The 24,295-nt window shown below is 68.5% G+C and carries 24 protein-coding genes; 10 read left to right on the top strand and 14 right to left on the bottom strand.

Annotated elements, in window-relative coordinates; genetic code table 11:
- Positions 1 to 14 precede the first annotated feature (14 nt).
- From AC3A6X_RS06655 to AC3A6X_RS06645, 3 genes are read right to left on the bottom strand one after another with little or no spacing between them, the layout of a single operon-like run.
- The gene (locus AC3A6X_RS06655) at positions 15 to 1,292 is read right to left on the bottom strand and encodes an NAD(P)/FAD-dependent oxidoreductase (protein ID WP_487841430.1); all 1,278 of its coding nucleotides are present in this window, start codon (positions 1,290 to 1,292) and stop codon (positions 15 to 17) included.
- Between the two features lie 43 nt (positions 1,293 to 1,335).
- Entirely contained in the window at positions 1,336 to 2,262 is a 927-nt protein-coding gene (locus AC3A6X_RS06650; RefSeq protein WP_487841429.1) for a GNAT family N-acetyltransferase, read from the bottom strand.
- Positions 2,259 to 2,621 carry a hypothetical protein gene (locus AC3A6X_RS06645; RefSeq protein ID WP_487841428.1) on the bottom strand — a complete coding sequence of 121 codons (363 nt, stop codon included), beginning with the start codon at positions 2,619 to 2,621 and terminating at the stop codon, positions 2,259 to 2,261. Before AC3A6X_RS06645 ends, AC3A6X_RS06650 begins: the two co-directional genes overlap by 4 nt.
- A gap of 151 nt (positions 2,622 to 2,772) precedes the next feature.
- Between AC3A6X_RS06645 and AC3A6X_RS06640 the strand changes: the two genes are divergently transcribed.
- Entirely contained in the window at positions 2,773 to 3,690 is a 918-nt protein-coding gene (locus AC3A6X_RS06640; protein WP_487841427.1) for a LysR family transcriptional regulator, read from the top strand.
- A gap of 139 nt (positions 3,691 to 3,829) precedes the next feature.
- On the opposite strand, the gene AC3A6X_RS06635 is transcribed toward AC3A6X_RS06640, so the two are convergent.
- The 4 genes from AC3A6X_RS06635 to AC3A6X_RS06620 all read right to left on the bottom strand — a co-directional run bounded on the left by AC3A6X_RS06635 (position 3,830) and on the right by AC3A6X_RS06620 (position 8,133).
- A complete protein-coding gene (locus tag AC3A6X_RS06635) occupies positions 3,830 to 4,627 on the bottom strand; it encodes a class II aldolase/adducin family protein (RefSeq protein WP_487841426.1) in 798 nt (265 codons plus the stop codon).
- Positions 4,624 to 5,595, bottom strand: coding sequence for a Bug family tripartite tricarboxylate transporter substrate binding protein (locus AC3A6X_RS06630; RefSeq protein ID WP_487841425.1), 972 nt, complete (start codon positions 5,593 to 5,595; stop codon positions 4,624 to 4,626). Before AC3A6X_RS06630 ends, AC3A6X_RS06635 begins: the two co-directional genes overlap by 4 nt.
- Positions 5,596 to 5,692: 97 nt before the next feature.
- Positions 5,693 to 6,697, bottom strand: a complete 1,005-nt coding sequence (locus tag AC3A6X_RS06625) for a tripartite tricarboxylate transporter substrate-binding protein (RefSeq protein ID WP_487841424.1) — start codon at positions 6,695 to 6,697, stop codon at positions 5,693 to 5,695.
- Complete coding sequence (locus AC3A6X_RS06620) at positions 6,694 to 8,133, bottom strand: amidase (protein WP_487841423.1); 1,440 nt, start codon at positions 8,131 to 8,133, stop codon at positions 6,694 to 6,696. Before AC3A6X_RS06620 ends, AC3A6X_RS06625 begins: the two co-directional genes overlap by 4 nt.
- A gap of 118 nt (positions 8,134 to 8,251) precedes the next feature.
- Here AC3A6X_RS06620 and AC3A6X_RS06615 point away from each other — a divergent pair, with 118 nt between their 5' ends.
- A complete protein-coding gene (locus tag AC3A6X_RS06615) occupies positions 8,252 to 9,133 on the top strand; it encodes a LysR family transcriptional regulator (RefSeq protein ID WP_487841422.1) in 882 nt (293 codons plus the stop codon).
- A gap of 9 nt (positions 9,134 to 9,142) precedes the next feature.
- Here AC3A6X_RS06615 and AC3A6X_RS06610 read toward each other — a convergent pair whose 3' ends face one another.
- Both AC3A6X_RS06610 and AC3A6X_RS06605 read right to left on the bottom strand, forming a co-directional pair.
- Positions 9,143 to 10,165 carry a c-type cytochrome gene (locus AC3A6X_RS06610; protein WP_487841421.1) on the bottom strand — a complete coding sequence of 341 codons (1,023 nt, stop codon included), beginning with the start codon at positions 10,163 to 10,165 and terminating at the stop codon, positions 9,143 to 9,145.
- Positions 10,166 to 10,526: 361 nt separating this feature from the next.
- Positions 10,527 to 11,786 (bottom strand): lytic murein transglycosylase, encoded by a 1,260-nt coding sequence (locus AC3A6X_RS06605; RefSeq protein WP_487841420.1) that lies wholly within the window; start codon positions 11,784 to 11,786, stop codon positions 10,527 to 10,529.
- Between the two features lie 217 nt (positions 11,787 to 12,003).
- On the opposite strand from AC3A6X_RS06605, the gene AC3A6X_RS06600 reads away from it, so the two are divergent.
- Positions 12,004 to 12,303 carry a hypothetical protein gene (locus AC3A6X_RS06600; protein ID WP_487841419.1) on the top strand — a complete coding sequence of 100 codons (300 nt, stop codon included), beginning with the start codon at positions 12,004 to 12,006 and terminating at the stop codon, positions 12,301 to 12,303.
- Here AC3A6X_RS06600 and AC3A6X_RS06595 read toward each other — a convergent pair.
- The 5 genes from AC3A6X_RS06595 to AC3A6X_RS06575 form a co-directional block, all read right to left on the bottom strand.
- Positions 12,294 to 12,704, bottom strand: coding sequence for a hypothetical protein (locus tag AC3A6X_RS06595; RefSeq protein ID WP_487841418.1), 411 nt, complete (start codon positions 12,702 to 12,704; stop codon positions 12,294 to 12,296). The genes AC3A6X_RS06600 and AC3A6X_RS06595 overlap by 10 nt on opposite strands.
- A 206-nt stretch (positions 12,705 to 12,910) precedes the next feature.
- Positions 12,911 to 13,222 (bottom strand): hypothetical protein, encoded by a 312-nt coding sequence (locus tag AC3A6X_RS06590; RefSeq protein ID WP_487841417.1) that lies wholly within the window; start codon positions 13,220 to 13,222, stop codon positions 12,911 to 12,913.
- 294 nt (positions 13,223 to 13,516) lie between these two features.
- Positions 13,517 to 13,789, bottom strand: coding sequence for a hypothetical protein (locus AC3A6X_RS06585; RefSeq protein WP_487841416.1), 273 nt, complete (start codon positions 13,787 to 13,789; stop codon positions 13,517 to 13,519).
- Positions 13,790 to 13,935: 146 nt separating this feature from the next.
- Entirely contained in the window at positions 13,936 to 15,057 is a 1,122-nt protein-coding gene (locus AC3A6X_RS06580) for an acetyltransferase domain-containing protein (RefSeq protein ID WP_487841415.1), read from the bottom strand.
- Positions 15,058 to 15,549: 492 nt separating this feature from the next.
- Positions 15,550 to 16,704 carry a serine hydrolase domain-containing protein gene (locus AC3A6X_RS06575; RefSeq protein WP_487841414.1) on the bottom strand — a complete coding sequence of 385 codons (1,155 nt, stop codon included), beginning with the start codon at positions 16,702 to 16,704 and terminating at the stop codon, positions 15,550 to 15,552.
- A gap of 146 nt (positions 16,705 to 16,850) precedes the next feature.
- On the opposite strand from AC3A6X_RS06575, the gene AC3A6X_RS06570 reads away from it, so the two are divergent.
- The 7 genes from AC3A6X_RS06570 (at position 16,851) to AC3A6X_RS06540 (ending at position 24,290) form a co-directional block, all read left to right on the top strand.
- The gene (locus tag AC3A6X_RS06570; RefSeq protein ID WP_487841413.1) at positions 16,851 to 17,573 is read left to right on the top strand and encodes an SDR family oxidoreductase; all 723 of its coding nucleotides are present in this window, start codon (positions 16,851 to 16,853) and stop codon (positions 17,571 to 17,573) included.
- A gap of 35 nt (positions 17,574 to 17,608) precedes the next feature.
- Positions 17,609 to 18,421: an SDR family NAD(P)-dependent oxidoreductase gene (locus tag AC3A6X_RS06565; RefSeq protein ID WP_487841412.1), complete on the top strand. Its 813-nt coding sequence runs from the start codon at positions 17,609 to 17,611 to the stop codon at positions 18,419 to 18,421.
- 8 nt (positions 18,422 to 18,429) lie between these two features.
- A complete protein-coding gene (locus tag AC3A6X_RS06560; RefSeq protein ID WP_487841411.1) occupies positions 18,430 to 19,242 on the top strand; it encodes an SDR family NAD(P)-dependent oxidoreductase in 813 nt (270 codons plus the stop codon).
- A complete protein-coding gene (locus tag AC3A6X_RS06555) occupies positions 19,239 to 19,835 on the top strand; it encodes a nuclear transport factor 2 family protein (RefSeq protein ID WP_487841410.1) in 597 nt (198 codons plus the stop codon). Before AC3A6X_RS06560 ends, AC3A6X_RS06555 begins: the two co-directional genes overlap by 4 nt.
- Before the next feature lie 25 nt (positions 19,836 to 19,860).
- Positions 19,861 to 21,063, top strand: coding sequence for an acetyl-CoA C-acetyltransferase (locus AC3A6X_RS06550; RefSeq protein ID WP_487841409.1), 1,203 nt, complete (start codon positions 19,861 to 19,863; stop codon positions 21,061 to 21,063).
- 148 nt (positions 21,064 to 21,211) lie between these two features.
- Positions 21,212 to 22,567, top strand: a complete 1,356-nt coding sequence (locus tag AC3A6X_RS06545; protein WP_487841408.1) for an aromatic ring-hydroxylating oxygenase subunit alpha — start codon at positions 21,212 to 21,214, stop codon at positions 22,565 to 22,567.
- Positions 22,568 to 22,574: 7 nt separating this feature from the next.
- Complete coding sequence (locus AC3A6X_RS06540; protein WP_487841407.1) at positions 22,575 to 24,290, top strand: FAD-binding protein; 1,716 nt, start codon at positions 22,575 to 22,577, stop codon at positions 24,288 to 24,290.
- Positions 24,291 to 24,295 lie beyond the last annotated feature (5 nt).

Below are 24,295 nucleotides of genomic sequence, written 5' to 3'. Positions count from 1 at the left end.
CGGCGAGATCGGCTTCAGGCGAGCTTGTCCTTGAGCCGGTAGTAGGCCCCTACCAGCGGCAGGAACCACGGTGGTCCGACATGGCCCGGGATCGCCGGCCAGTCGAAGTCTTTCCAGGGATTGAGTTCGGCGCGCCCGTCCACGACTTCCGCCATGATCGTCCCCATCAGGGTCGACATCTGGGTGCCGTGGCCGCTGTAGCCCATCGAGTAGTAGATGCCGTTGCGCTCGCCGGCGCGTGGCAGGCGGTCACGCGTCATGTCGACCATCCCGCCCCAGCAATAGTCGATGCGCACATGGCGAAGCTCGGGAAAGACGTCGTGCAATGCCGCCTGCAGGATCGCGCCGCTCTTCTCGTCGGAGCTCGGGTTGGAGACGGCGAAGCGGGCGCGTCCACCGAAGAGCAGCCGGTTGTCGGGCGTCGTTCGGAAATAGTTGACGAGATTCTTGGTATCGACCGCCATTCGGCGCCGCGGCAATAGCCGGTCGAGCGTCTCTGTCGGCAGTGGCTCGGTGACGATCAGGAACGCGCCGATCGGCACGATGCGGCGTCGAATCCAACCCAGCGGCCCCGTCTGCGAGGTTCCGCTCGCCAGCAAAACCTGCTTGGCGTTGAGCCGGCCCATCGGCGTCTCGATCTGGTGGCATCCGCCGGGCGCGGGTCGCAGGCCCGTCATCGGCGTTTGCTCGTGCATTTCGACGCCGCGCCGCGCCGCCGCCTCTGCCAGGCCGCGGACGAAGCGCCCGACATGCATGCCGGCGCTCTTGCGGTAGATCAGCCCGCCGTGATAGCGCTCCGACCCCACCTCGCCGGCCAGGTCTGCACGGCTCACCATCTCCGTGTCGGGATCGACATTGGCGGCCAGCAATTCCTGGCTGCGCGCCAGCTTGTCGTAGTGCTCGGGCTTGGCCGCCAGCTTGATCTTGCCAACGCGCGCGAAGCTGCAGTCGATCTTCTCTTGCGCCACCAGGCGCTCGACCGTATCGACTCCGGCGTCGAAGGCCCGATAGAGCCGGTCGGCGACTTCCTTGCCGAGCTTGGCCGACATCGTGCCGTAGTCCTGGGCAAAGCCGTTGTTGCACATGCCGCCGTTGCGACCGGAGGCGGCGTGCCCGATGGTCTCGGCCTCCAGGAGCACGACGCGTGCCCCTTTCTTGGCAAGCGCCAGCGCAGCCGAACAGCCGGTCAGGCCGCCGCCGATCACCGCCACGTCGCAGCTGCCCTGCACCGGTCCTGCAGTGGCACTGCGGAAGGGCTCCGAGGTGTCCAGCCAATACGAGGTCAGCTTCATAGCGGCGTTTCCGGCGTCTTCGAGCGCAGCATCGCGATGTCTCCTAGTTGAACGACTGGTTGGCCAGCGCGAACATGCGTGCTGGCCCCGCCGGCGGGATGTGCGGCCCCTTGACCATGGTGGTGGCGTCACCGACCTGGCGCAGGCCGATGCTTTCGAGCCACTCCCCGAGCTGCGTGGTGGCAGCGGTGTCGACGCGGACGAAAACCTGGCCGAGTCGTGCGAGCGCGGCTTCGATCAAGGCGCGCGCATCGGCCGCACTTTCGGCGACCACCGGACCGATGACGTGCCCGCGGCCGAACAGGCGTGAAATGGCATAGCCGCGCGGCTCGCCGTCACGCACGAGCACGTGGCCGTCACCGGCCCGGATGAGCCGATCCAGCATCTGCCGCCTGGCCCAGCCTGTGGCCTGCCGGTCCAGACGCGCGACCGCCTCGACATCGGATGGCGCCATCGCCCTGACCAGGTTGGCCGGTGGCGTCTGATGGCGCTCGTCGGGAACGCCTTGATGCTGTCGGATGACGCCGGTGCGGACAAAGCCGCGTCTTTCATAAAGCGCCAGACCTTCGGCCGTCGAGTTCAGCGTGATGGTCCGCGGGTGCACCGCTGCCAGCAGCGCATCCATCAGCCGGGCACCGTGGCCACGGCCCTGGGCAGCCTTGGCGACGATGATCATCCCGGCCGATGCGTGTTCCTCGCCGTAGGGCCACCAGGCCGCGGTCGCGATCACTGTACCGGCGCCGTTGCGGAGCACGAAACCCTGGCCGAGCTCGAGCGCGAAGGCCCAGTCCTCGAGCCGATAGGGCCAGGACATCTCCTGCGAAAGCTGGAGGGCGCTTTCCAGGTGTTCCGTGGCAAACGGGAGCAGCACCGCGTCGTAGGCGCCCGGGACAATGGCCTGCGTGGAGTGACCTGTCGGCGTCGGCGCCCGGTGCGTCAGGATGCCGGTCACGAACTTCTCGCCGCTCATCGCCAGCCCCCGAAACGCGACCACTCGGTGGCGTTGTGCGCAGTCGGTGTGGAGCCGACGCTGACCACCGGGCAGGGCAAGTCCGCCTCGCGCAGGATGGTGGCGGCATCGACCACGCTGCGGCGCTCGACCTCGGCACATTCACGCAAGGCCTCGGCCTCGGGCGACGTCATGACGCGCCGCGCGACGTCCACCGACTTGCACGTCTTGAGGTGGGGACGCAGCGTGACGGCCCGGCCGTCCAGCTTGGCTTTCAGGCGTGCGATGTTCCGCTCCATCCGCTCAGCGTCGAGGACGAGGCAAGGCGTCGCCAGGTCCTCCAGCGTCGTTGCGATCGGTTCGGCTTGCGCCTGCTTCATGGCTATGGACTGGCCCAATGTCGTGCTCCGAGTTGTGCTTGTCCGATGCGGATGCGAACCGGCATCGACCCAATGAGATGACCGGATGTTGCCCCTGATCGATTGAACCTACAATTTATCGAACCTGCATGGAGAGTTAAGGCGCCACTAAATGATCAGCTCCGAGGATCTGCGCTTCTTCAACGTGCTGGCCCGCTCCGCCTCGCTCGCTGAAGCTGCCCGCAAGATGGATGTCACGCCGCCGGCCGTCACCCAGCGCCTGCAAGCATTGGAAGCACGGATCGGCATCCGGCTGATCGACCGTTCCGGCCGCAGGATGGTCCTTACCGATGAAGGCGATCTGGTCGCATCGCACGGAACGATCGTGGCCGATGCGATGGAGGCGCTGTCCGAGGCATTGGCCAATCGCAAGAAGGCCGTCAGCGGGCATCTACGCATAGCCGCCCCGCACGGCTTCGGCCGGCTGCATGTCGCACCCGTGGTCGATGCGTTTGCAAAAGCGCATCCTGGCGTGACGGTCACCCTGGACCTTGCCGACCATCCCGGCGCGCACCTGGTCGAGAGCAGCGACGTCATCGTCCACATCGGACCGCCTGGTGCCCAGAACCAGATCGTCACGACGCTGGCGCCGAATCGGCGCATCCTCTGCGCCAGCCCGGACTATCTCGCCAGTGCTGCGCCGATTCAGTCGCCTTCCGACCTGCTGCGGCATCGATGCCTGGTGCTGAGAGAGAACGACGAGGACGTCACGCTGTGGCGCTTCCTGCACGCTTCGCGCGAGTCGGAGACCGTCAGGATCCGCCCCACCATGTGCAGCAACGACGGCGCGGTGGTGTGCGGGTGGGCGGTGGCAGGGCAGGGTGTCGCGATGCGGTCGGAGTGGAACGTCGCTGCCGATCTGGCAGCCGGTCGCCTCAAGCGGGTGCTTGCGAGCTGGGAGGTTCCTGCCGCCGACGTCGTCGCCATGCTAGGCACCCGCTTCGGGCGAAGTGCGCGGGCAACGGCCTTTCTGGCGATGCTGCGCCAATCCCTTGCGCCGCCACCTTGGAGGCGAAGGACCGTGCGATGACGCCGGTCCTTGGGCACGGTTCATACTTTCGCTCGGTTTCCAGAGTGCGCCAGGCGACGGCGTCGCCCACGATGAAGCGGTCGCGGGCCTCCTAAGGTCACGTGGGGCTGTCTTGGTCCCAGGTGATCTCGGCTCGTGCTCACGTCCGGTAGGAGCTCCCGCGCTCACGCTCCAGCTTGCGCAGCAGTCCCGGCCACTCCAGCTTGCCGACCTCCATGAAGCCGCCGGGGCCCAGCATCTTGCGGCCTTGGGCGCGGGTGTGCCGGATGGTGGCTTCGGACAGTTCGTGCAGCGGCACTCCGCCGGCTTGTCCGTCGATCTGGAACTGGCACGCCGTCTCCAGTCGCAGCATCCAGCAGAAGGCCTCCGCGACGCTGCGTCCCACCGTCAGGGCGCCGTGGTTGCGCAGGACCAGCACACGGCCTTCGGGGCCGAGGTCGCGCACGAGGCGTTCGCGTTCGTCTTCGTCGAGCGCCGTGCCCTCGTAGTCGTGGTAGCCCAGGAAGTCCAGCATGACGCAGGCCTTCTGGCTCAGGGGCCGCAGGCCCATGGCCTGCATCGCGATCGCGTTGTTCGCACGGGTGTGGCTGTGCATGACGCACACCAGGTCCGTCTGCGCCATGTGGACGGCGCTATGGATGATGAACCCCGCCGGGTTGAGCAGCGACGGGTCCCCTTGCACCACGTGCCCGTCGAGGTCGACCTTGATCAGGGCGGATGCCGTCATCTCGTCGAAGAGGGTGCCCAGCGGATTGACCAGAAAGTGATGCTCGGGCCCCGGCAGCATCACGGAGATGTGGGTCGAGGCCAGGTCCGACATGCCATGCAGATCCGTCAGCTGGTAGCAGGCCGCGAGGTCGCAGCGCAGCCGCCACTCGGCGGCATCCATGCCTTCGGGCCTGGCACGCGATGAAAGTTGCGCGATATCGTTGTTCACTTCGTTGTCTCCTTGAGGGTAGGCGTGTCGGTGCCGAGCGTTCGGGACATGGCAATCCAGCGTGCGAGATCCGCCTGCACGAAAGCCTGTGTCTCGGCGGGCGGCGCGGGTTGGATGAGCAGCCCCAGGTCCTTGAGGCTGGCCTGGACATCGGGCGCCGCGAGCGCTTCCGTCAGCGCACGGGCGAGTGTGGCCACCACCTCCGGCGGCAGCCTGGCTGGCCCCATCAGGGCGAACCAGTTGGAGATGGCCAGGTCGGGCATGCCCTGTTCGACGACCGTGGGCACGTCCGGCAGCGACGCGACCCGCGTGCTCGAAGTGACGGCGATGGCCTTGATCTTGCCCGACTGAACCTGTTGGACGACCAGGGGCACGGTCATCGCGGTGACGCCGATCTCGCCCCGCACCAGGTCCGTCATCACCTCGGGCTGGCCTCGATAAGGCACGTGCGTGAGATCGATCTTCTGCTGGCTCCTGAGCAGTTCCATCGTGAAGAAGGGCGTCGTGCCTGCGCCTGCAGAGCCGTAGTTGACCTGGCCCGGTCGTGCCTTGGCGTAGCCGACGAGATCGGGCAGCGAGCGGACGGGCAAGCCGTTGCTCACGATGATCGCCTGGGGAATGGTGCCGATCATCCCGATCGCGCTGAACGCGGTCTGCGGCTGCCAGGAAGGCGCCGTCGCGCCGGGCGGCGCCATCGTCGTGGGGCCGCTGGCCACGACCAGCGTGTACCCGTCGGGGGCCGCACGGGCCACGGCCGAATAGCCGATGCTGCCGGCAGCACCCACGCGGTTGTCCACGATGAAGCTCTGCTTGAAGCGCTCGGAAAAATGCTGCGCGAGCCGCCGCGCGATGACGTCCACGATGCCGCCGGCGGGGAACGCGGAGACAATCGTCACCGGGCGCTCGGGGTAGCCTGCGGCGGCCGCCTGTCCCAGCGGCACCACATACGCCGCAAGGAGCAGGGCCACGGCCCGAATTGCTGCACGGCGATGCGTGCATGCAGAAGTCTTCCGGATCGCTTTGCGCATGGAAATCTCCTTTGGTTGAACGGCGCGCGTTGCGCCGTCACTCCTCGCTGCGGAATCCCGAGGCCTGCACCAGGGGACGCCAGAAGTCACGCTCCTCGCTCAGCAGGCGTTTCACTGCGGCGCCGGGCAGGCCCGTGGCCTCCAGGCCTGCGCGTGTCATCGCGCTCCTGACCTGCGGCTGCTGCATGGCGGCCACGAAGGCCCGCTCCAGGCGCTGCACGACCGCTGCAGGCGTGCCTGCGGGAACGAAGGCGCTGTAGGAGGCGTTCGCATGGTCGAAGGCATCGATGCCGGCCTCGCGCGCGGTCGGAACATCGGGCAGGGACGCGTTGCGGCGCGTGCCGGAGACAGCCAGGATGCGCACCTTGCCGCCGCGATGCAGTTCCATCTGGCTGGCCAGGGCATCCGCGCTCAGGGGAACGTGCCCGCCGACCAGGTCCGTCACGAGCGGCGCGCCACCCTTGTAGGCCACGGGCGTCAGCGGAACGCCCACGGTCTTGGCCATGCCGAGGACGGCGAAGTGCAGTGTCCCGCCCAGGTTGGTGAGTCCCACGCTCGCCTGCGACGGGTTGGCGCGCACCCAACCCACATAGTCCTTCAAGGTCTTGTATGGCCGGTCCGCGCCGGTGGAAATCACCGTGGGAACCTCGGCGAGATGGGCCACGGGGACGAAGTCGCGGTCGACGTCGTAGGCAAGCTGCCTGTAGGTCATCGGGAAGATGACCAACGGCGCGTTGGAAGACAGGAGCACGGTCCTGCCATCGGGCGCGGCGCGCTTCACATACTCGATGGAAATCCGCGTGGCGGCGCCGGGCCGGTTGTCCACGATCACCTGTTCCTCGCCACCGATGCGCAGTTGCTCGGCGAGCGCCCGCGCCAGCGTGTCCAGCGCGCCGCCGGGGGGAAACCCGACGACGAGGCGCAGCGGATGGGCGCCTCCGGCCGGCACTTGCGCCTGCGCGTGCGCCGGCGCCGAGGCGACTGCAAGCGCCGCAAAGCCTGCGACCCACAAGGAGGAACGGAAATACTGCAACACATTCATGACTGCACCTCTAGATCCGGCCAACGGCCCAAAAGATTGCTGGCAGCTTCGAACACCGCCGCCGCGGCAAGAAGGTCCGACTCCTGGCGCAGGCGCCCCACCAACTGCAGCCCGATCGGGAGTCCGTCGCGCCCGAAGCCGCAGGGGATGGTGATCGCGGGGTGGCCCGTCAGATTGAAGGGCATGGTCCAGGGGAACCAGTTGGAGCGCACCTCGTCGAAGAGCCGCCCGTCGATCTCGAGCTTGCCGAACAGGTCCTGGTCGATCGGCAGGGCGGTGCGCGCAAGCGTGGGGACCACGATGAAATCGTGGTCACGCAGCAGCGCCTGCACATGCCGGAAGAGCCGGGTGCGAGCGAAGTTCGCTTGCTGGTAATCCACGGCGGTGTAGTCGTTCGCGAGCGCGAGCTGCTGCAGCAGCGAGGGGCTCATCCGATCCGGCTGCTCCTCGGCCATCTTGCCGAAGCGTGCCTTCCACACCGTGTGATTGATGGTGCGCCAAAGCGGCTCGATGTCGAAGTCCGACGCTGGCGGCATCTCGGCCAGCTCCGCGCCCAGGTCCCGCAACAGTCCCAGGGCAGACTCAAAGCAGGACGCAACGTCGGCAGCGATCGGCCTTCCGGGCGGCACATCCGCGAAGAGGATGCGCTTGCCGCGCAGGTTCCTCGCCGATTGCACGGCTTGCAGGTAGTCCGCAGCCCGGGCGCCGGCAGACCAGGGGTCGCAGTCATCCTCGCCCGCCATCGCCTGGAGCATGAGCGCGGTGTCGGCGACCGTGCGCGAGATGGGCGTGACGTAGGTGAGATTGCCGATGACGTCTTCCGCCTGCGAATGCGGCACCAGGCCGATCGACTGCTTCAGGCCCACGACGCCATTGCAGGCCGCCGGGATCCGCGTGGAGCCTCCGCCATCCGTGGCGATGCCGATCGGTGCGAGCCCTGCCGCCACCGCCACGGCTGCACCGCCACTCGAGCCGCCGCTGGTGCGATCCGGGTGCCATGCATTGCGCGTGCGCCCGAACAAAGGCGCATCGGTCAGGCACTTCGAGCCGAACTCCGAGGTCGTCGTTTTCCCGATGAGGATGGCACCCTGTCGGCGCAGGCGGGCGATGGCCGCCGCGTCCTCGGCAGGGACGTTGTCGGCGAACAGCAGCGAACCGAAGGTGGTCTTCACGCCCTGGGTGTTGACCAGGTCCTTGCAGGCATAGGGAATGCCGTGGAGCAGCCCCGTGGCTTCGCCGCGCATGACGGCCTGCTCCGCAGCCTTGGCGTCGCGCATGGCCTCGTCCGCGCAGAGCGTGATGAAGCAATTGAGCTTCGGCTGCAGCCGCGCGGCGCGGTCCAGCACGGCGCGGGTCAGTTCCACGGGCGAGACTTCACGGCGCGCGATCGCTTCGCGAAGCCGCACGGCGGTCCAGAAGCAAAGTTCCTCGGTCATCCAGCATCCCTCGGTCAGATGCCGGCCACTTCAGCCGGCGACAGGACCAAGAGTGCCAACGACCTGCTTGCCGGTCCAATACTCGTTCACAATCCGCTCATATCGGAATCGTATGAGCATGGACCTCAAGAGCTTGCGTTACTTCGTCGCCGTGGCGGAGGCCCGCAGCGTCGGCAAGGCCGCCCAGCGGCTGCACATGGCGCAGCCGCCCTTGTCCGTCCAGATTCGCAACCTCGAGGCCCAGGTCGGGACGCCGCTGTTCCTGCGCGAATCGACGGGAATGCGGCTCACCGACGCAGGCAGTGCCCTGTTCGCCCGCGCGCGCGAAGCCCTGGCCCTGGCGCACGAAGGCTTCGAGGCCGCTCGCGCGGTCGGGTCCGGACGGCGCGGCCGGCTCACGGTGGGCTACATGTTCTCCTTGGGCTACGCCATCCTGCCCAAGCTCGTCCCGCTTCTTCATCGCAGCTTGCCGGACGTCGAACTGCAGTTCGTCGAGATGAGTGCCGCCACTTGCGAAGCGCAGGTCATGCAGCACAAGGTGACCGTCGGCTTGTGCATGCCGGCGATCCAGCGCGCAGAAGTGGCCAACACCATTGTCGGCACGCAACCGCTGCGACTCGCCGTGCCGTCACGCTCGCCGCTCGCCCGTCTCGCCTCGGTCCCGATGGCGCGGCTTCAGGGCCAGAAGATGATTGCCCTGCCTTCGCTCAGGGAGGACGTGGACACCTCGATGGTGGCCGCGCTGTTTCGGCGGCATCAGGTGACGGTTCAGGTGGTCGAGCGCGTGGAAACGGTGCATGCTGCGCTGGCGCTGGTGCTCGCCGGCGAAGGCTGCGCCGTGGTTCCCGCGTGCGCTGCCGCGGGCCTGCCTCCAGGTGTCGTCGTGCGCAGGCTGACGGGCGTCAGCGAAGGCTTCGACGTCGCGGTCTCCCGGCGCCACGACGTGGACAGTCCGTTCATCGAGCCGTTCATCGCCGCTGCGAGGCAGGCGCTGCGATAAGAGCCGCGTTCACTGCGACTTCAGGTACTGGGCGAGATCTGCAATCTCCTGCGGGGTGAGACCCAGCGATCGCCGGGTGTTGTAGGTCGCAGCGACCGCTTCGAGCGTGGCGGCGGATCCGTCGTGGAAGTAGGGCGCGTGCTGCCAGGCGCCTCGCAGCGGTGAGCTGCGGTACATCCTGGTCGCCGAGCGGGAGGCGTAGCTCGGCGTTTCCGGCTCCGCCATCGAGTCGGCGGGCGGATGCAGCGTCGAATTGGCGTCCGTGAGGAGGGCACCGCTGTGGCAGGTCACGCACTTTCCCGCGCCGTCGAAGACCATCTTGCCGCGCGCGGCTGCAGCGGGGTCGAAGCTGCCCGCGGGCGCGGCAGGGGCTTTCAATGACAGCTGGTACGCCTGCAACGCAGCCAGCTTGCTCGTGACGAGGTCCACGGTGCCATTGGTGATGTTCAGGTTCAGGCGCGGATCGGAAAAGCTGCCCTGGCCGCCCATCTGGGTCACGGCGACATAGCGGTTCCAGTAGGCGATCTCGGCGCCATCGCCGGTGAAAGTCACGCTGTGAATGCCCTCCAGGCCGTAGGCCGGCGGGATGACCACCGGCTTGTTGAGACCATCGATGTTGAAGCGCGGGTCGTACTTGCCCTTGCCCCAGGAGAGATAGACGGCCTTCCTGGCAGCGTCCAGCGCAGGGGAGAGCGCGATGATGGCGCCGGGGTTCAGGTCCCGATTGGCCCAGCCATCGAGCCGCTTGCCGATGCCCGGCGCGAAGGAGTTGTCGACCGTCGAGTGGCAGAGCGCGCAGGTGATGCCGACGCGGGTCAGCGCATCCTTGCCGTTGACGGTCTCCACGGTCCCCTTGAGGCCGACCACGGCGTCGAGCTTCAGCAAGGCAACGGTGGTGGCGGGGCTCGCGAGATCGACGCTGCCATCCTGGATGCCTGCCACCACGGACGGCGGCAGCGCCTCGGCGTCCACCTTCAGCCCGACCGCCAGCGCTGCCGCGGGGCTGACCGCGGTGCTGATGACCTCATGCATCCGAAGCGTGTCGGTCCATCGGGCTTCGTCGCCGAAGGTGTCGAAACGGAAGATCTTCTGGCCCTGCGCGATGAGTGCGGCCTGGTTGGCGGCCGAGCCGCTCGCGCCTCCCCCACCTCCACCGCCGCCGCCGCATGCAACGGTCAGCGCTGCAGCGGCTGCGAGAGCGACTGGGGTTCGACAACGTGACGTGAATCATGCACAGCTCCTCGACGGGGACTGGGCTGCATGACGCCCGCAGCAGATGGCGAATCGGCAGCCTGTGTCCATTGGATGGAGCAGGGGATCGTCCTGTTCCCAGCGCCGCGGGCAGCGCCGGCGGGCCCTTCTTGGCGCTGCGAAAAGCGAGAAGCGTGCTTCGCTAAGGCTGCTGTAGCCGCTGAAGCAGCTCCACGCTCGGATAGCCATCCGCAGGCAGCCCGACACTGCGCTGATAGCGGCGCAACCCGTCACGCGTGGCCGGGCCCATCACGCCGTCGGGCGTGCCGCTGGCAAAGCCGCGCTGGTTGAGCGCGCTCTGGAGTTCGAGCAACTGGCTGCGCGTGAGCGCGACCAGATCGCGCGGCCAGGACGCCTGCACGCCGGAGCCGCCACGCAGGCGCTGCGCCAGCAGGCCGACGGCCAGGGCGTAGCTGGTCGAGTTGTTGTAGCGCAGGATGGCGCGGAAGTTCGGCCCGACCAGGAAGGCGGGCCCGCGGGCGCCGGCGGGCAGCAGGATGGTGCCGTCGTCGAAGTCCGGCAGCTGCTGGCCCTCCACCGCACGCAGCCCCTCGGCGGCCCATTGAGCGGTGGACTGGCGCACGGCCGTGTCGGCGCGGCCGAAGTCGAAGCCGGGCGGCAGGCGGACTTCGACGCCCCAGGGCTTGCCCGCTTGCCAGCCCGCGCGCGACAGGAAGTTCGCGGTCGAGGCCATGACGTCCGCCATGCTGCCCCAGATGTCGCGCCGGCCATCGCCATCGGCATCCACCGCGTAGGCCAGGAAGTTCGACGGCAGGAACTGGGTCTGGCCCATGGCGCCCGCCCAGGAGCCGATCATGCGTTCGCGCGCGATGTCGCCGTTGTCGAGGATCTTCAGGGCCGCGAGCAGCTCGGCGCGCGCCCAGTCGCCGCGACGCCCCTCGAAGCCGAGCGTCGCGAGTGCGTCGACGGTCGGGGTGTTGCCGTAGTTGCTGCCGTAGTTGCTCTCCATGCCCCAGATCGCGACCAGGATGCCGGGCGGCACGCCGTAGCGCGACGCCGCCGCTTCGGTCTCGTTGCGCAACTGCAGGAGCTTGTCCTGGCCTGCCGCCACGCGTTGGGGCGTCACAGCGTTCTCGAGGTAGTCCCAGACCGTGCGCGTGAGCTCGGGCTGCGCACGGTCCAGCTCGATGATGCGGGGGAGGTACTGGACGTTCTCGAAGGCACTGCGCAGCGTTGCCTCGCTGATGCCTCTTGCGCGCGCGCTGGCGCGGAAGTCGGCCAACCACTGTGCGAAGCCCGGTTGCAGCTCCGCTTCGCCTGGTGGCGCGGGCGCGGGGGGCGTTGTGACTGCTGGGGGGCTCGCGGTCGGCGGCGATGGCTGCAAGGGCGCGTTAGATGGCGCAGAGGCGCAGCCTCCCAGCAGGGCGAGCGCGAGCGACATCAGGGCGAGACGAGAGAAACGCGGCAAAGGGCAATGGACTTGATGCATCCCATCGATTTTTACCCTGCAATCGTCAGGGCTGTCCGTCGCGAGTCAAGTTGGCAAGCGGCACCGCGTTGCTCTTACGTCGCGCATCGTCCCGTTCTGACAAGGAGAGGCGCGAGGTCTGAGAGGATTTCTTCCCCGCAACAGATTGCACGCCAGCGACGAAGGGACCTTGAAGATGATGCCAAACGACCTCGATGAACTGACCCCGACCGTCGCGGATGAAGCCAGCGCCGTGGTCGACGACGCGCAGGTGATAGCGAAAACGCTGCCCGCAGCATCGGTACCTCCGGGCACAGCGCGACTCAAAAGTCAGGTGGAGCACTCGCTCGATGTAGTGCGCGGCTATGTGATCCGGCAGCCGATGTGTGCGGTGTTGATCGCCGCGGTCGGGGGTGCTGCGTTGTCCGCTTTGCTAAGCAGCCGGCGGCGCGCCGACGACGCCTGGCGCGAGCAACCGACCTATCGGTAAAGCGCCTCGACCTTGCTATTCGGCCCGGCCTCGTTTAGGCGAGGCGTGTACAGGCATTCGCCGCCGTCCTCATCGCTGGAGATGTACGAGACCATGATCCCGTCCAGGTCGGCGAGCGGCTGCAGGAATGCGATGAACTGGGATGCGGAGATGCCTTCGGCCTTGATAGCGTTCCAGTGCCTGAACAGCGTCGCTTGCACGGCCGCCTCTCGCGCTTCCGCTTCGCTCGCGAATTCAACTTCGGCGGCCGAAGAAGAAGAAGGGGTCGCGCGATCATTCTTGCGAAAGAAGTTCGCGAGCGAGGATGCGAGCGTCGCCCCGCCGGCAGAGGCGCGAGGCCGCAATGCATAGGCATCCAGATCTTGGGGGACCCTTGCGGTGTCATCGCTGCGCTGATTCATGGGCCGAACTCCTTCGGGTGCTCATGTGGACTTGAGCGCAATCCTATGGCGTGCGGTGCAGGCAGGCCGTCAAATTGCGGTTCGGTCCTACGCTGAAAGCTCGCATTTCTCGTGATTTGGCTGCGGGAGCTTGGTTGCGCCCTCGAGCGTGTTGCCCGACGTGAATCCCAAAGTCGTCAGATGAGGGTCGGAGTCGGAACCTGTGGTCAGCGTCGCCGCGCAGCCAGCAGCAATTCGGCCGTTGCTGTCCGTCCGGAGCGGCGACAGATGGCTTCGAGCTCCTGGATAACGATGTCGATTCGTTGCAGAAACAATGCCCGACTCCCGGGCGGGGCACGTGTGTTCAGCGCCCAGGTGAGTTCAGCCAGGCGCTCTTCTCTCGCACAGCGAGCCCACGGCCGCAGGTCGCAATAGCAAAGGAGCGCCAGGCGCCCGAGGTCTTCCCTGCGCCGCGCATGGCTAACGTCCGCAACGAGATCGTCGAGGCCCAGCAAGAGACTGTCTGAGAGCGTATCCATGGTGCAGTGCAGCATTTTGCGTGCGGGGGTATGCGGAAAGTAGAGTGCGCGACCTAACGCGCGGCTCGACTCCTGCAGGCGCTCCACCCGGCTGGACCCGCGGCGCTCCGTCAGTGCTCCATGAGAAAGCTCGGCATTAGCTTGGCGGCGCGCCTTATCGTGAAACAACACGTTACGTAGCTGAGGGCCGGCGACCCGATAAACCCCGTTGACCGGTGCGGCAGGCCTTCGAACGAACAAAAACCCCCACGCCAGGGTGTCGCTGGCGAGGGGGTGCGCGGGAGCCACGTGTGCTCAGTATCGATACGGGTTGTGCGGACGGCGGTCGTAGCGGTTGGGCACGCCATCACGGTCGCTGTCTCTGTGCGCATGACGGTAGTAAGCCCGGTCGTCATGACGCGGGTGGTAGCCATGCCTCATGATGTGGCGCGGCGGAGGCGGCGGAACAACGACGACGTGGGGGCGATAACCCCTTTCTCCGTGGTGCGGCTGCGCCTGTGCCGCACCGCTCAACGTGGCCAAGGCGACCGCGGCTGCAGCGCCGAACGCGAAAAACATCTTCTTCATGGCAGCTCCTTCGAGCATTGTGTTCAGGAGCCCCAATCCTGCAGGCCAGAGGTAAAGCACGCGTGAGGCTGCAGCGAAGTTCGGTGAACTCCTGTTCAAGTGAGGCAGGCCCTGCCTGCGGGCACCGTAGGCCGCCCGCCGGGGCATCAGAAGTAGCGTGTGACCCAGTTCGGCCGGTCCCGCTTCTTGCGGTAGTACCAGGCACAAGGCCAGAGCATGAGGACCAGCAGCAACAGCCAGATCAGATAGGTGGGTGCTAGTCCCCACTTCGTGTGCACGGCAGCTGCGGCGATGCCCAGAACGTAGAAGTGAACGACATAGAAGAAGAACGGCACCCGGCCGAAGATCACGAACGGGCGAAGCCAAAGGGGCATGCCGCTGCGCGTCGCCCACCACAGCACAGCCAGGCCCGCGAAGATGGCGGCGAAAGACCAGGCGAGAAAGGGCAGGTCCGGCGGGTACTTGGCGAAGGTCCAGAACGCCAGGCTGTCGACCTTCGTGTACGCGTAGGCATTGCCGTAGCCGCCATTCAGCCGGATTGCCAAGAACAGCGCCAGGCAGGCGCCGGCCAGCCCCAGCCAGAACCTTGCCGGCTCACGGCGCTGCAGCGCGTCGCGCCCGACGACGAAGCCCACGACGGCGATCGCGGTCCACGGGACCACCGGGTAGAGTGAACGAAACGCCCCGCTTCGAACCGGCTCGTAGAGCACCGCCCGCAAGGGCAGCGGCAGCATCGACACATCGAGCAGCGGATGCAGCGCCAGCATGGCGATCGCCGCCCCCAGCAGCACCTTGCCCGGCGCGTCGCGCACGAGTGCGAGGAGGATGATGGCTGCGCCGATCGAGCTGAGTACCACGAACGAATAGAAGCCCATGGCGGCGCGCGGCAGGCCCATGACGAGTGCGTCCACGGCGATCAGGACCAGGCCGCGCAGGATCAGCCGTCGAGTCACCTCGGCATGTGGAAGGCCGCGCTGCTCGCGCGAAGCGCTGGTCAGCGCCACCATGAAGCCGGCCATGAAGAAGAAGGCCGGTGCGACCGGCACACCCGTGAAGCGCGTCAGGAACTGCAGCAGGTCGCCGGATGCAGGCGCCGCGCCCGCGGCCAGCTCCTCGCCGGCCCGGCCGGCGTTGAACATCAGCGAGGCGTGGTCCAGTGCCATGTGGGCGATGAGGAGGCCTCGAAAGGCGTCGACATAGCCTTGCCGCGCGGACGGCGTGACGACGTCGCTGGCCTTGACAAGGATGTTGGCGGAGAAGGACGGCATGGAGGGTCTCGAGGGCGCTCCCATGTTGGGCGGACGTGCCGCGCACGTCTTGAAGATTGGCGACATGCGCGCGACGTCCCGAATGCCGAGCCGGATGAGCTCGACAGCGGCTTCCTGGCGCCCCTCCGAGGATTGGTGGCAGGAGCCGTGAAAAAAGTCGCATCCGAGTGGCCGATCATGCCCCCACTCGCCTAATGTGACGGCGCGGTCCGCGCTTGCCGCATGTACAACAAACGGGCTACTCGATGCCCGCCATGTCTCCCGTCCTCGTCCTTCTTTGCATCGCCGCCATCGTGGTGGCAGGGCTCGTCCTCGAATACTTCTCTCACCGCGACACCTATCGTCCCGACCGGAAGTTGCGGCAACGCGACCCTCGACGCACGGACTCGTCTGGCGGCGCGGAATGAGCGAGTCCTGGTCAGCCGCCCATTGAACCGCTGATCGCGCGCGTCGCGATCAGCGAGGGGCCGTCCCAGCGCAAGGCTTCCTCCCTCAGAGTTTCAACGCAGCGCGCACGGCCTCGGCGATCGTCAGAATCGCGTCTTCCTCGCGCGTGGCCGGGTTGAACAGACGGTTGTGGCAGATCGCCACGGCGAGCTGCGCATCGGGATCGGCCCAGCCGATGGAGCCGCCCTGGCCGGGATGGCAAAGGGCGCGTGGGTTCTTCGCCGAGCACACCGGCGGATGTTCGCCGCCGAACCAGTAGCCCCCGATCGTGATCGGGAGCGGGAAGCCGAACATCACCGGATCGGGCTCGTCGCAGTGCGCACGCGGCGTGTTCAGCGTGGCCGCCAGGCCTTGCGAGAGCAGGCGCACGCCGTCGAGCTCGCCGCCGCCGGCCAGCATGGCCCAGAAGCGCGCTTCGCTGCGTGCGGTGAAGATGCCGCCGACGCCGGCCACCTCGGCACGGCGCACCTCGGGCCGCTCGAACACCGCCGGTCCGAGCGCGACCTCGGGTGGCATGGAGGCGAGATAGAGCGGCGGCAGGTGCTCGGCCGGCAGCGGCCGCATCGCGTCGATCTGCCGCGCGATGCGCGGCTCGGCCTCGTCGGGGATGCCGATCCAGAGGTCCGGCGCGCCGAGCGGCTCGGCGATCTCCTCGCGCACGAAGCGGCCCAGCGAGCGATGGTCCGGGTCGGCGCGGCGCACCAGCTCGCCGAGGATCCATCCGAAGGTCATCGACAGGTACAGGGTCTTCGTGCCGGGCTCCGCCAGCGGCTCGAGGTCCGCGATCGCGCGGGTCATCCAGGCCCAATCGCACAGGCGCGCCGGCGTCATGCCCTGCGGCATCTGCGGAATGCCGGCGCGATGCGTGAGCACGTCGCGCAGCGTGGTCCCGCCTTTGCCATGCGCGGCGTACTCGGGCCACCAGGTCGCGACGGGCGCATCGTAGTCGAGGCGGCCGCGATCGACCAGCATGTGCACCGCCGTCGCGGCGACGGCCTTGGTCACCGAGTAGACGTTGAAGAGCGTCTCGCCGTCGACCGGGCGTCCGCTCGCCGGATCGGCCAGGCCGCCCCACGCATCGACCACCAGCCGGCCGCGATGGTAGGCGGCCACCTGCACGCCGATCTCGCGGCCGTCGGCGATCGCGTCGTCGATGGCGCGCTGCACCGGAGGGTTGACGTCGAGCACGGGTGAGGTCACGCGGGTCTCCTGCTAAACGAAAAAAGAAGCGCTGCAGCGCTTGCCGGGGCGTCATCAGCTGGTTTATATTGTAGAACGACGTTCATATAAATGACATCGCTTTCTACGAGACAGGCGAGCCCGCCCGGGCCGCAAAGGAGCAAGGCATGGTCCAAGGAATAGGGCAAGACGCCGGTGCGGCGTTGCTGTCAGGCCGGTGTGCGATCGTCGCCATGCCGGGTCTGCCGTTGGGACGCGCGCTGGCACGCGGGCTGCGGCGGCATGGGGCGCGCGTGGTCGAAGTCGACGTGGCGCCCGGCTCCTGTGCGGACGCCGAGCAAGCCCTTGGCCATGCCGCGCGCGAGGCCGGCGGCGCCGACCTCTTCGTGCATGCGGGCGCCACGCCTGCCGCGCTGGCGTCGCGCCAGCTCGAGGTGTTGTCCGGCGAGGAGTGGCATTCCGCCGTGCATCGCAGCATGCTCGCGAGCCTGTACTTCCTGCAGGGCGTCTATCGCCAACAGCACGAGGCGGGCGGGGCGACGGTGCTCGTGGGCCCGTCGGTGGCGCTGGTCGGTGCGGCCGGGCTGGTCCCTCTGATCACGCTGGCCGAAGCGCAGCGCACGCTGGTCAAGTCGGCGGCCCGGCAATGGGGCCGGCACGGCATGCGGCTCAACTGGGTCGGCGTGGGGGCGCAGCGCTACGCGGGCGCGCTGGCAGGGGCCGCGCTGCCACCGACGCCGGAGCTCGGTCCCCCACCGCCGGCGCTCGGCCGCGTGCCCGATGCGGAAGCCGAGGTGGCCGACGTGATCGCCTGGCTCGGCAGCGAGGGTGCGCGTGGCGTGACGGGCGCGAGCTTCAACCTCGACGGCGGCGACTGGATGGTTCCATGAGCGCCGCCCGGCCGCCCGAAGGCGACGCAACTCCGATGACCCAGACAAGCGAAATGACGACAACGACGACAACAACCGGCGCGGGCCTGCTGGACGGCCGCGTCGCCTTCGTGACCGGCGCCGGCGCCGGCATCGGCCGCGGCATCGCGCTGGCGCTCGCCGCCGCAGGTGCGCGCGTGGCGGTGACCGGGCGCCGCGCCTCGAGCTGCGACGACACCGTCGCGCAGATCGCCGCCGAGGGCGGTACGGCCTTCTCGCTGGAAGCCGATGTCGGCGATCGAGCGGCCGTGCACCGTGCGGTCGAAGCAGCCGTGGACCGTTGGGGGCGGCTCGACATCGTGGTGCAGAACGCGAACGCCGGCGACTCGGCGCACCCGATCGCGCTCGAGGACGTCAGCGAAGAAGACTGGCTGCGCCAGGCCCGCGTCGCCTGGGACGGCAACCTGCATTGCGCCCAGGCCGCGCTGCCGCACCTGCGCGCCGGCGGTTGCGGCCGCTTCATCGTCCTCGGCTCGGCCTTCGGTCTGCATGGCGCGGCGATGAACCCGGTGTACTCGGCCTTGAAGGGCGGCGACCGGGGCTTCGTCAAGTCGCTGGCGCGCGAGTGGGGGCCGCACGGCATCACCGTGAATGCGATCGAGCCTGCCGCGGCGACCGAGCCGACCCAGGTGTTCTTCGCCCAGAACCCCGCAGTCCGCGACGCCTATCTCCGCCTGTTCCCGCTCGGCCGCATGGGCGCTCCGCGCGAGGACATCGGCCGCGCCGTCGTGGCGCTGTGCAGCGACCTGATGGGCTACGTCAGCGGGCAGAACCTGCCCGTCGACGGCGGCCTGTACACCGCATTGTGAGGACAGCCATGACGGGACGCGTTCAAGGAAAAGTGGCGCTGGTGACCGGCGCGGGCGGCGGCATCGGGGCGGCCTGCGCGCTGGCGCTGGCGCGGGAGGGTGCCGCGGTCGCGGTCGCGGACCTCGACCTCGGCGCCGCCGAGCGCCAGGTCGCAGCGATCGAGGCGCAGGGCGGCAGGGCGATTGCGCTGCAGGTCGATCTCGGCGACGAGGCCTCGGTGCTTGCGATGGTGGAAGCCGCCGCCTCGCGGCTCGGGGGCCTCGACATCCTGCACAACAACGCGGCCGACACACGCCTGTCGTCGACCTGCGACCGGCCGGTCGCCACCGTCCACACCGAGGTCTGGGACGCGATCCTGCGCACCAACCTGCGCGGCACGATGATCGCGTGCCGGGCGGCGATCCCGCATCTGCGCCGGCGCGGCGGCGGCGCGATCGTCAACACCAGCTCGAATGCGGCGCTCGCCGGTGCGCTCTCGCACAGCGCCTACAGCGCCTCGAAGGCCGCGATCAACTCGCTGACGCAGAGCGTCGCGACGCAGCACGGCAAGGAGGGCATCCGCTGCAACGCGATCTCGCCGGGGCTGATCGTCACGCCGTCGACGAAGGACAGCTATGCCGCCTCCGGCGTCGGCGAGATCATGCTGCGGCACCACCTGACGCCGCGGCTCGGGCGGCCGGAGGACATCGCGGCCGCCGTGGTCTTCCTGGCCTCCGACGAGGCCGCATTCATCACCGGCCAGATCATCTGCGTCGATGGCGGATCGCTGGCGCACCAGCCCTACGTCGCGGACTTCATCGACCGAGAGGCGGCGTCGTGAGCGACACCGCCGAGCTGGCCGATCTGGCGCAGCGGCTGGCGCGCGTCGAGGCCGAGCTGGCAATCGGGCAACTGCCCGCGCGCTATGCCGTCGCAGTGGACGCGCGCAATGTCGATGCCCTGGTCGCGCTCTTCGCCGCCGATGTGGACTGCGGCCGCTGGGGCACCGGGCGCGAGGCCCTGAAGCGCTACTACGCGAGCCGGCATGTGCTCACGGGCTTCTACCGCTCGGTCCACCTGGTGTGCGGGCAGACGATCGACCTGATCGACGCCGACCGCGCCACGGGCACGGTCTATTGCCGCGCCGGCCACGAAGACAAGGACCATTGGATCGAAATGTCGATCTGCTATTTCGACCGCTACGTGCGCAGCGAAGGCATCTGGTGCTTCGAACGCCGCGACGAGAAGCACTGGTATTCGACCGACTGGCAGCAGCGCCCCAACCGCAGCGAGGGCGGGGGCTTCCAGAACTGGCCCGGCAAGTACGAGGGCCTGAAGTTCGCGCCGCAGCTGCCGCATGCCTGGCCGAGCTGGGCGGCCTACTGGGAGGCGCAGGGCGACGAAGCCCGCCGCGCGGTGACGCATGCGCCCTGATCCCGCATCCACGAGGCACTGACGCATGCGCAGAGCCGCCATCGTCTGCCCCTTGCGCACCGCCGTCGGCGCCTTCGGCGGCAGCCTGAAGCCCATCCCCGCCGACCAGCTCGCCAGCACCATCCTGAAGGCGCTGGTCGCCCGCAGCGGTATCGACCCGGAGCGCATCGACGACGTGGTGATGGCCCAGTCCTACGCCAACAGCGAGGCGCCGTGCCTGGGACGCTATGCCGCGCTCGATGCCGGCTTGCCGGTCACGGTGCCGGGCATGACGCTGGACCGGCGCTGCGGCTCCGGGCTGCAGGCCGTGATCGATGCGGCGATGCAGGTGCAGACCGGCGCGGCCGACGTCGTCGTGGCGGCCGGCGTCGAGAGCATGAGCAACATCGAGTACTACACGACCGATCTGCGCTGGGGCTCGCGCGCCGGTTCGGTCACGATGCACGACCGCCTGCAGCGCGGTCGCGAGCGCTCGCAGCCCGAGCACCGCTTCGGCCCTATCTCCGGCATGCCGGAGACCGCGGAAAACCTGGCAAAGGATTACGGCATCTCGCGCGAGGCCGCCGATGCCTTCGCGATGCGCAGCCACCAGCGCGCTGCCGCGGCCTGGCGCGAAGGCCGCTTCGCGGACGAAGTGGTGAGCGTCACCGTGCCGGCGAAGAAGGGCGAGCCGCTGCACTTCGCGCGCGACGAAGGCATCCGTGCCGAGACCACGATGGAAACGCTGGCGAAACTCAAGCCCGTGTTGAAGGGCGGCACCGTGACCGCCGGCAACGCGAGCCAGCAGAACGATGCCGCGGCCGCCTGCCTGGTCGTCGCCGAGGACAAGCTGACGGAACTGCAGCTCGAGCCGATGGCCTGGGTGCGCGGGTGGGCCGCCGCCGGCTGCGAGCCCTCGCGCATGGGCATCGGCCCGGTGCCCGCGGTGAAGAAGCTGCTGGCGCGCACGGGCCTCTCCTTCGACCAGCTCGACCTCGTCGAGCTCAACGAGGCCTTCGCGGCGCAGGTGCTCGCGGTGCTGCAGGGCTGGGACTGGAACGACGCGGACCGGCTCAACGTCAATGGCGGCGGCATCTCGCTCGGGCACCCGATCGGTGCGACCGGCGTGCGCATCCTCGCGACCATGTTGCATGAGTTGAAGCGTCGCCGCGGGCGCTATGCGCTGGAGACGATGTGCATCGGCGGCGGGCAGGGGCTGGCCGCGCTCTTCGAACGGGCCGGGTCGTGACGCGCCTCGCGCCGCGTGAAGCCGGGTCCTACCGCATTGACACTGCGAAGTTCGCGCGTTTATATTTCAGAACGTCATTCAATTTGTGATACCCGACAGGCGGCGAGGCGACGCGCCACCGGCCTATCGAGACCAGGAGAGACACACTGTGGATACCGCCGTGAAGCCCAAGGTGCGCGTGGACTACGTCCCGGCCGAGCACTACATCTCCCGCGAGATCGTGCAGCTCGAGAAGCGCCTGCTGTGGCCCAAGGTGTGGCAGCTCGCCTGCCGCCTCGAGGAGATCCCCTTTCCGGGCGACTACGTCACCTACGACATCAACGACGAGTCGGTCATCGTCGTGCGCCAGACGCCCGACACGATCCGCGCCTTCTACAACGTGTGCCAGCACCGCGGCCGGCGCCTCACCGAAGGCTGCGGGTCGGCCGCCAGGCTGCAGTGCCGCTTCCACGGCTGGCAATGGAACCTCGACGGCCAGGTCATCCGCATCGTCGACCGCGAGGACTGGCAGGGCTGCCCCGACATGAGCGACGGGGACTTCTCGCTGCCCGAGATCAAGGTCGACACCTGGGCCGGCTTCGTCTTCGTCAATTTCGATCCGGCCTGCGAGCCGCTCGCCCGGCACCTGGCGCCGGTGCCCGAATACACCGACTGCTACGAGTTCGAGAAGATGCGCTACCGCTGGTACAAGTCGGTGCGCCTGCCCTGCAACTGGAAGGTGGCGCTGGAAGCCTTCAGCGAGGGCTATCACGTCTTCGGCACGCACCCGCAGCTGCTCGATTCGCAGGGCGACGACGTGACGCGCAGCTTCACCTTCGGCCGGCATGGCATGTTCGGTTACCCGGCACCGGCGCGGCTGCCGGGCGCGCCGTCGCCCCGCACCGGGCGGCCGGTGCCGGACGATGTGCGCCCCGGCATCGTCAAGTTCTTCGCCGACCTGGAGGACCAGCTCAAGGCGATCACCACCCAGCGCGACCTGGAGGCCGCGCGGCGCATCCTCACCGAGTGCCCGGCCGAAACGCCGCACCTCGAGCTGTTGATGAAGGTGGGCCAGTTCCAGGCCGAGGCCGCGATCGCCGAAGGGGCCGGCTGGCCGAATCTCACGGGCGAGCAGATCTACAAGGCCGGGACCGATTGGCACGTGTTCCCGAACATGATCTTCCTGATGTCGCCCGACGGCATGCTCTTCTACCGCGCCCGGCCCGACGGCGACAACCCCGACTCCTGCTTCTACGACATCTGCTCGATCGCCCGCTACGCACCGGGCGCCGAGCCGAAGCTGCAGCGGGAGTTCTACTGGGGCGCCGACGACTGGAAGACCGACACCGTCGAGCGCTTCGGCCTGATCCTGTCGCAGGACTTCGCCAACATGACCGAGGTGCAGAAGGGCATGAAGTCCCAGGCCTTCCGGGGCGCGCGCACGAACCCGCTGCAGGAGTCCGCGATCTCGAACTTCCACCGCGCGCTGCGCGAGATCCTGTTCGACGAGCCGACCGGCGCCTGAGCACAAGATGACGACCAACGGAACCTGGGACGAGGCCTTCGACTTCGTCGTCGTCGGCAGCGGCGGCGGCTCGATGTGCGCCGCGCTCGCGGCCAAGCAACTGGGCAAGCGCGCCCTGATCGTCGAGAAGCAGCCCCTGATCGGCGGCTCGACCGGCTTTTCCGGCGGCGTCTGGTGGGTGCCGAACAACCCGGTGATGAAGCGCGCCGGCGTGGCCGACAGTGCCGAGCGCGCGCGGCAGTACCTCGACGCGGCCGTCACCTACCAGGGCCCGGGCACCACCCCCGCGCGGCGCGACGCCTTCCTGCGCAACGGCCCGAAGATGGTCGAGTTCCTCGAAGACCAGGGCATGAAGTTCGTCTATGCCGACGGCTGGTCCGACTACTACGACGAGCTGCCCGGCGGCGAGCCGCGCGGCCGCTCGCTGCTGGCCGAGCTCTTCGACACGCGCGAGCTGGGCGAGTGGGAGTCGAAGCTGTCGCGCTACAAGGGCTTCAGCCTGCCGCTGCCGACCGACCAGTTCCCGTCGCTGATGCTGGCCAAGCGCACCTGGCGGGGCAAGAAGACCGCGCTGTCGATGGTCGGGCGCATGCTGAAGGCCAAGCTGACCGGCCGGCGGCTCGCCGGCGCCGGCGCGGCGATCCAGGGCCGCATGCTGCAGATCGCGCTGCGCGAGCAGCTGCCGATCTGGACCGGATCGGCCCTCGCGCAATTCATCGTCGACGGCGATCGCGTCGCAGGCGTCGCAGTGCAGCGCGGCGGCCGGCTGGTGCGCGTGCAGGCGCGCCATGGCGTGCTGATGAACGTGGGCGGTTTCTCGCGCAGCGCGTCGATGCGCCAGCGCTTCCAGCCCCACCCGAACTCGGCCAGCTGGACCAATGCCAACCCCGGCGACACCGGCGAGGCGATCGAGCTGGCCATGGCGCTCGGCGCCGCGGTGGACTGCATGGACGAAGCCTGGTGGGTCGTGACCTCGCTCGCGCCGGACGGCCAGCCGCCCAAGCCCGGCGGCTATGCGGCCGACGGCACGCCGCTGCCCTTCATGCACCACCTCGACCTGTCGCTGCCGTACTCGATGATGGTCGACCAGCTCGGCGAGCGCTTCTGCGACGAGGCCGGTGCCTACATGGAGATCGGCCAGCGCATGTACCAGCGCGAGCGCGAGACCGGCAAGGCCGTGCCGAGCTGGGTCATCATGGACAGCCGCCAGCGCGCCTACTACCCCTGGGGGACCGCGCAACCCGGCCAGGTGCCGGAGGAGTGGCTGAAGAGCGGCTACATGATCAAGGCCGGGTCGATCGGCGAGCTGGTCGAGAAGACCGGCATCGACGGGCCCGGGCTGGCGCGCACCCTCGAGCGCTTCAACGGCTTCTGCCGCAGCGGCATCGACAGCGATTTCGGCCGCGGTTCGCGCGCCTTCGACCGTTGCCATGGCGACCCGACCGTGACGCCGAATCCCAATCTCGGCGCCATCGAGAAGCCGCCCTTCTACGCGGTGCGCATGTACCCCGGCGACGTCGGCACGGCCGGCGGCGTGGTCACCGACGAGCATGCCCGCGTGCTGCGGGAAGACGGCTCGGCCATCCCGGGCCTCTATGCCACCGGCAACTGCACCGCCTCGGTGGTCGGGCGCTGCTATCCCGGCGCGGGCGCGAGCATCGGCGCCTCCTTCACCTTCGGCTACATCGCCGCCCATCACGCACTGGGCGCCGCGGCGCCATGACATCG

The sequence above is a fragment of the Variovorax sp. Soil_C_12 genome (genome assembly GCF_057657375.1).
Note: the sequence above shows the minus strand (reverse complement) of the source record. Positions and strands in the feature narration are given on the sequence as shown.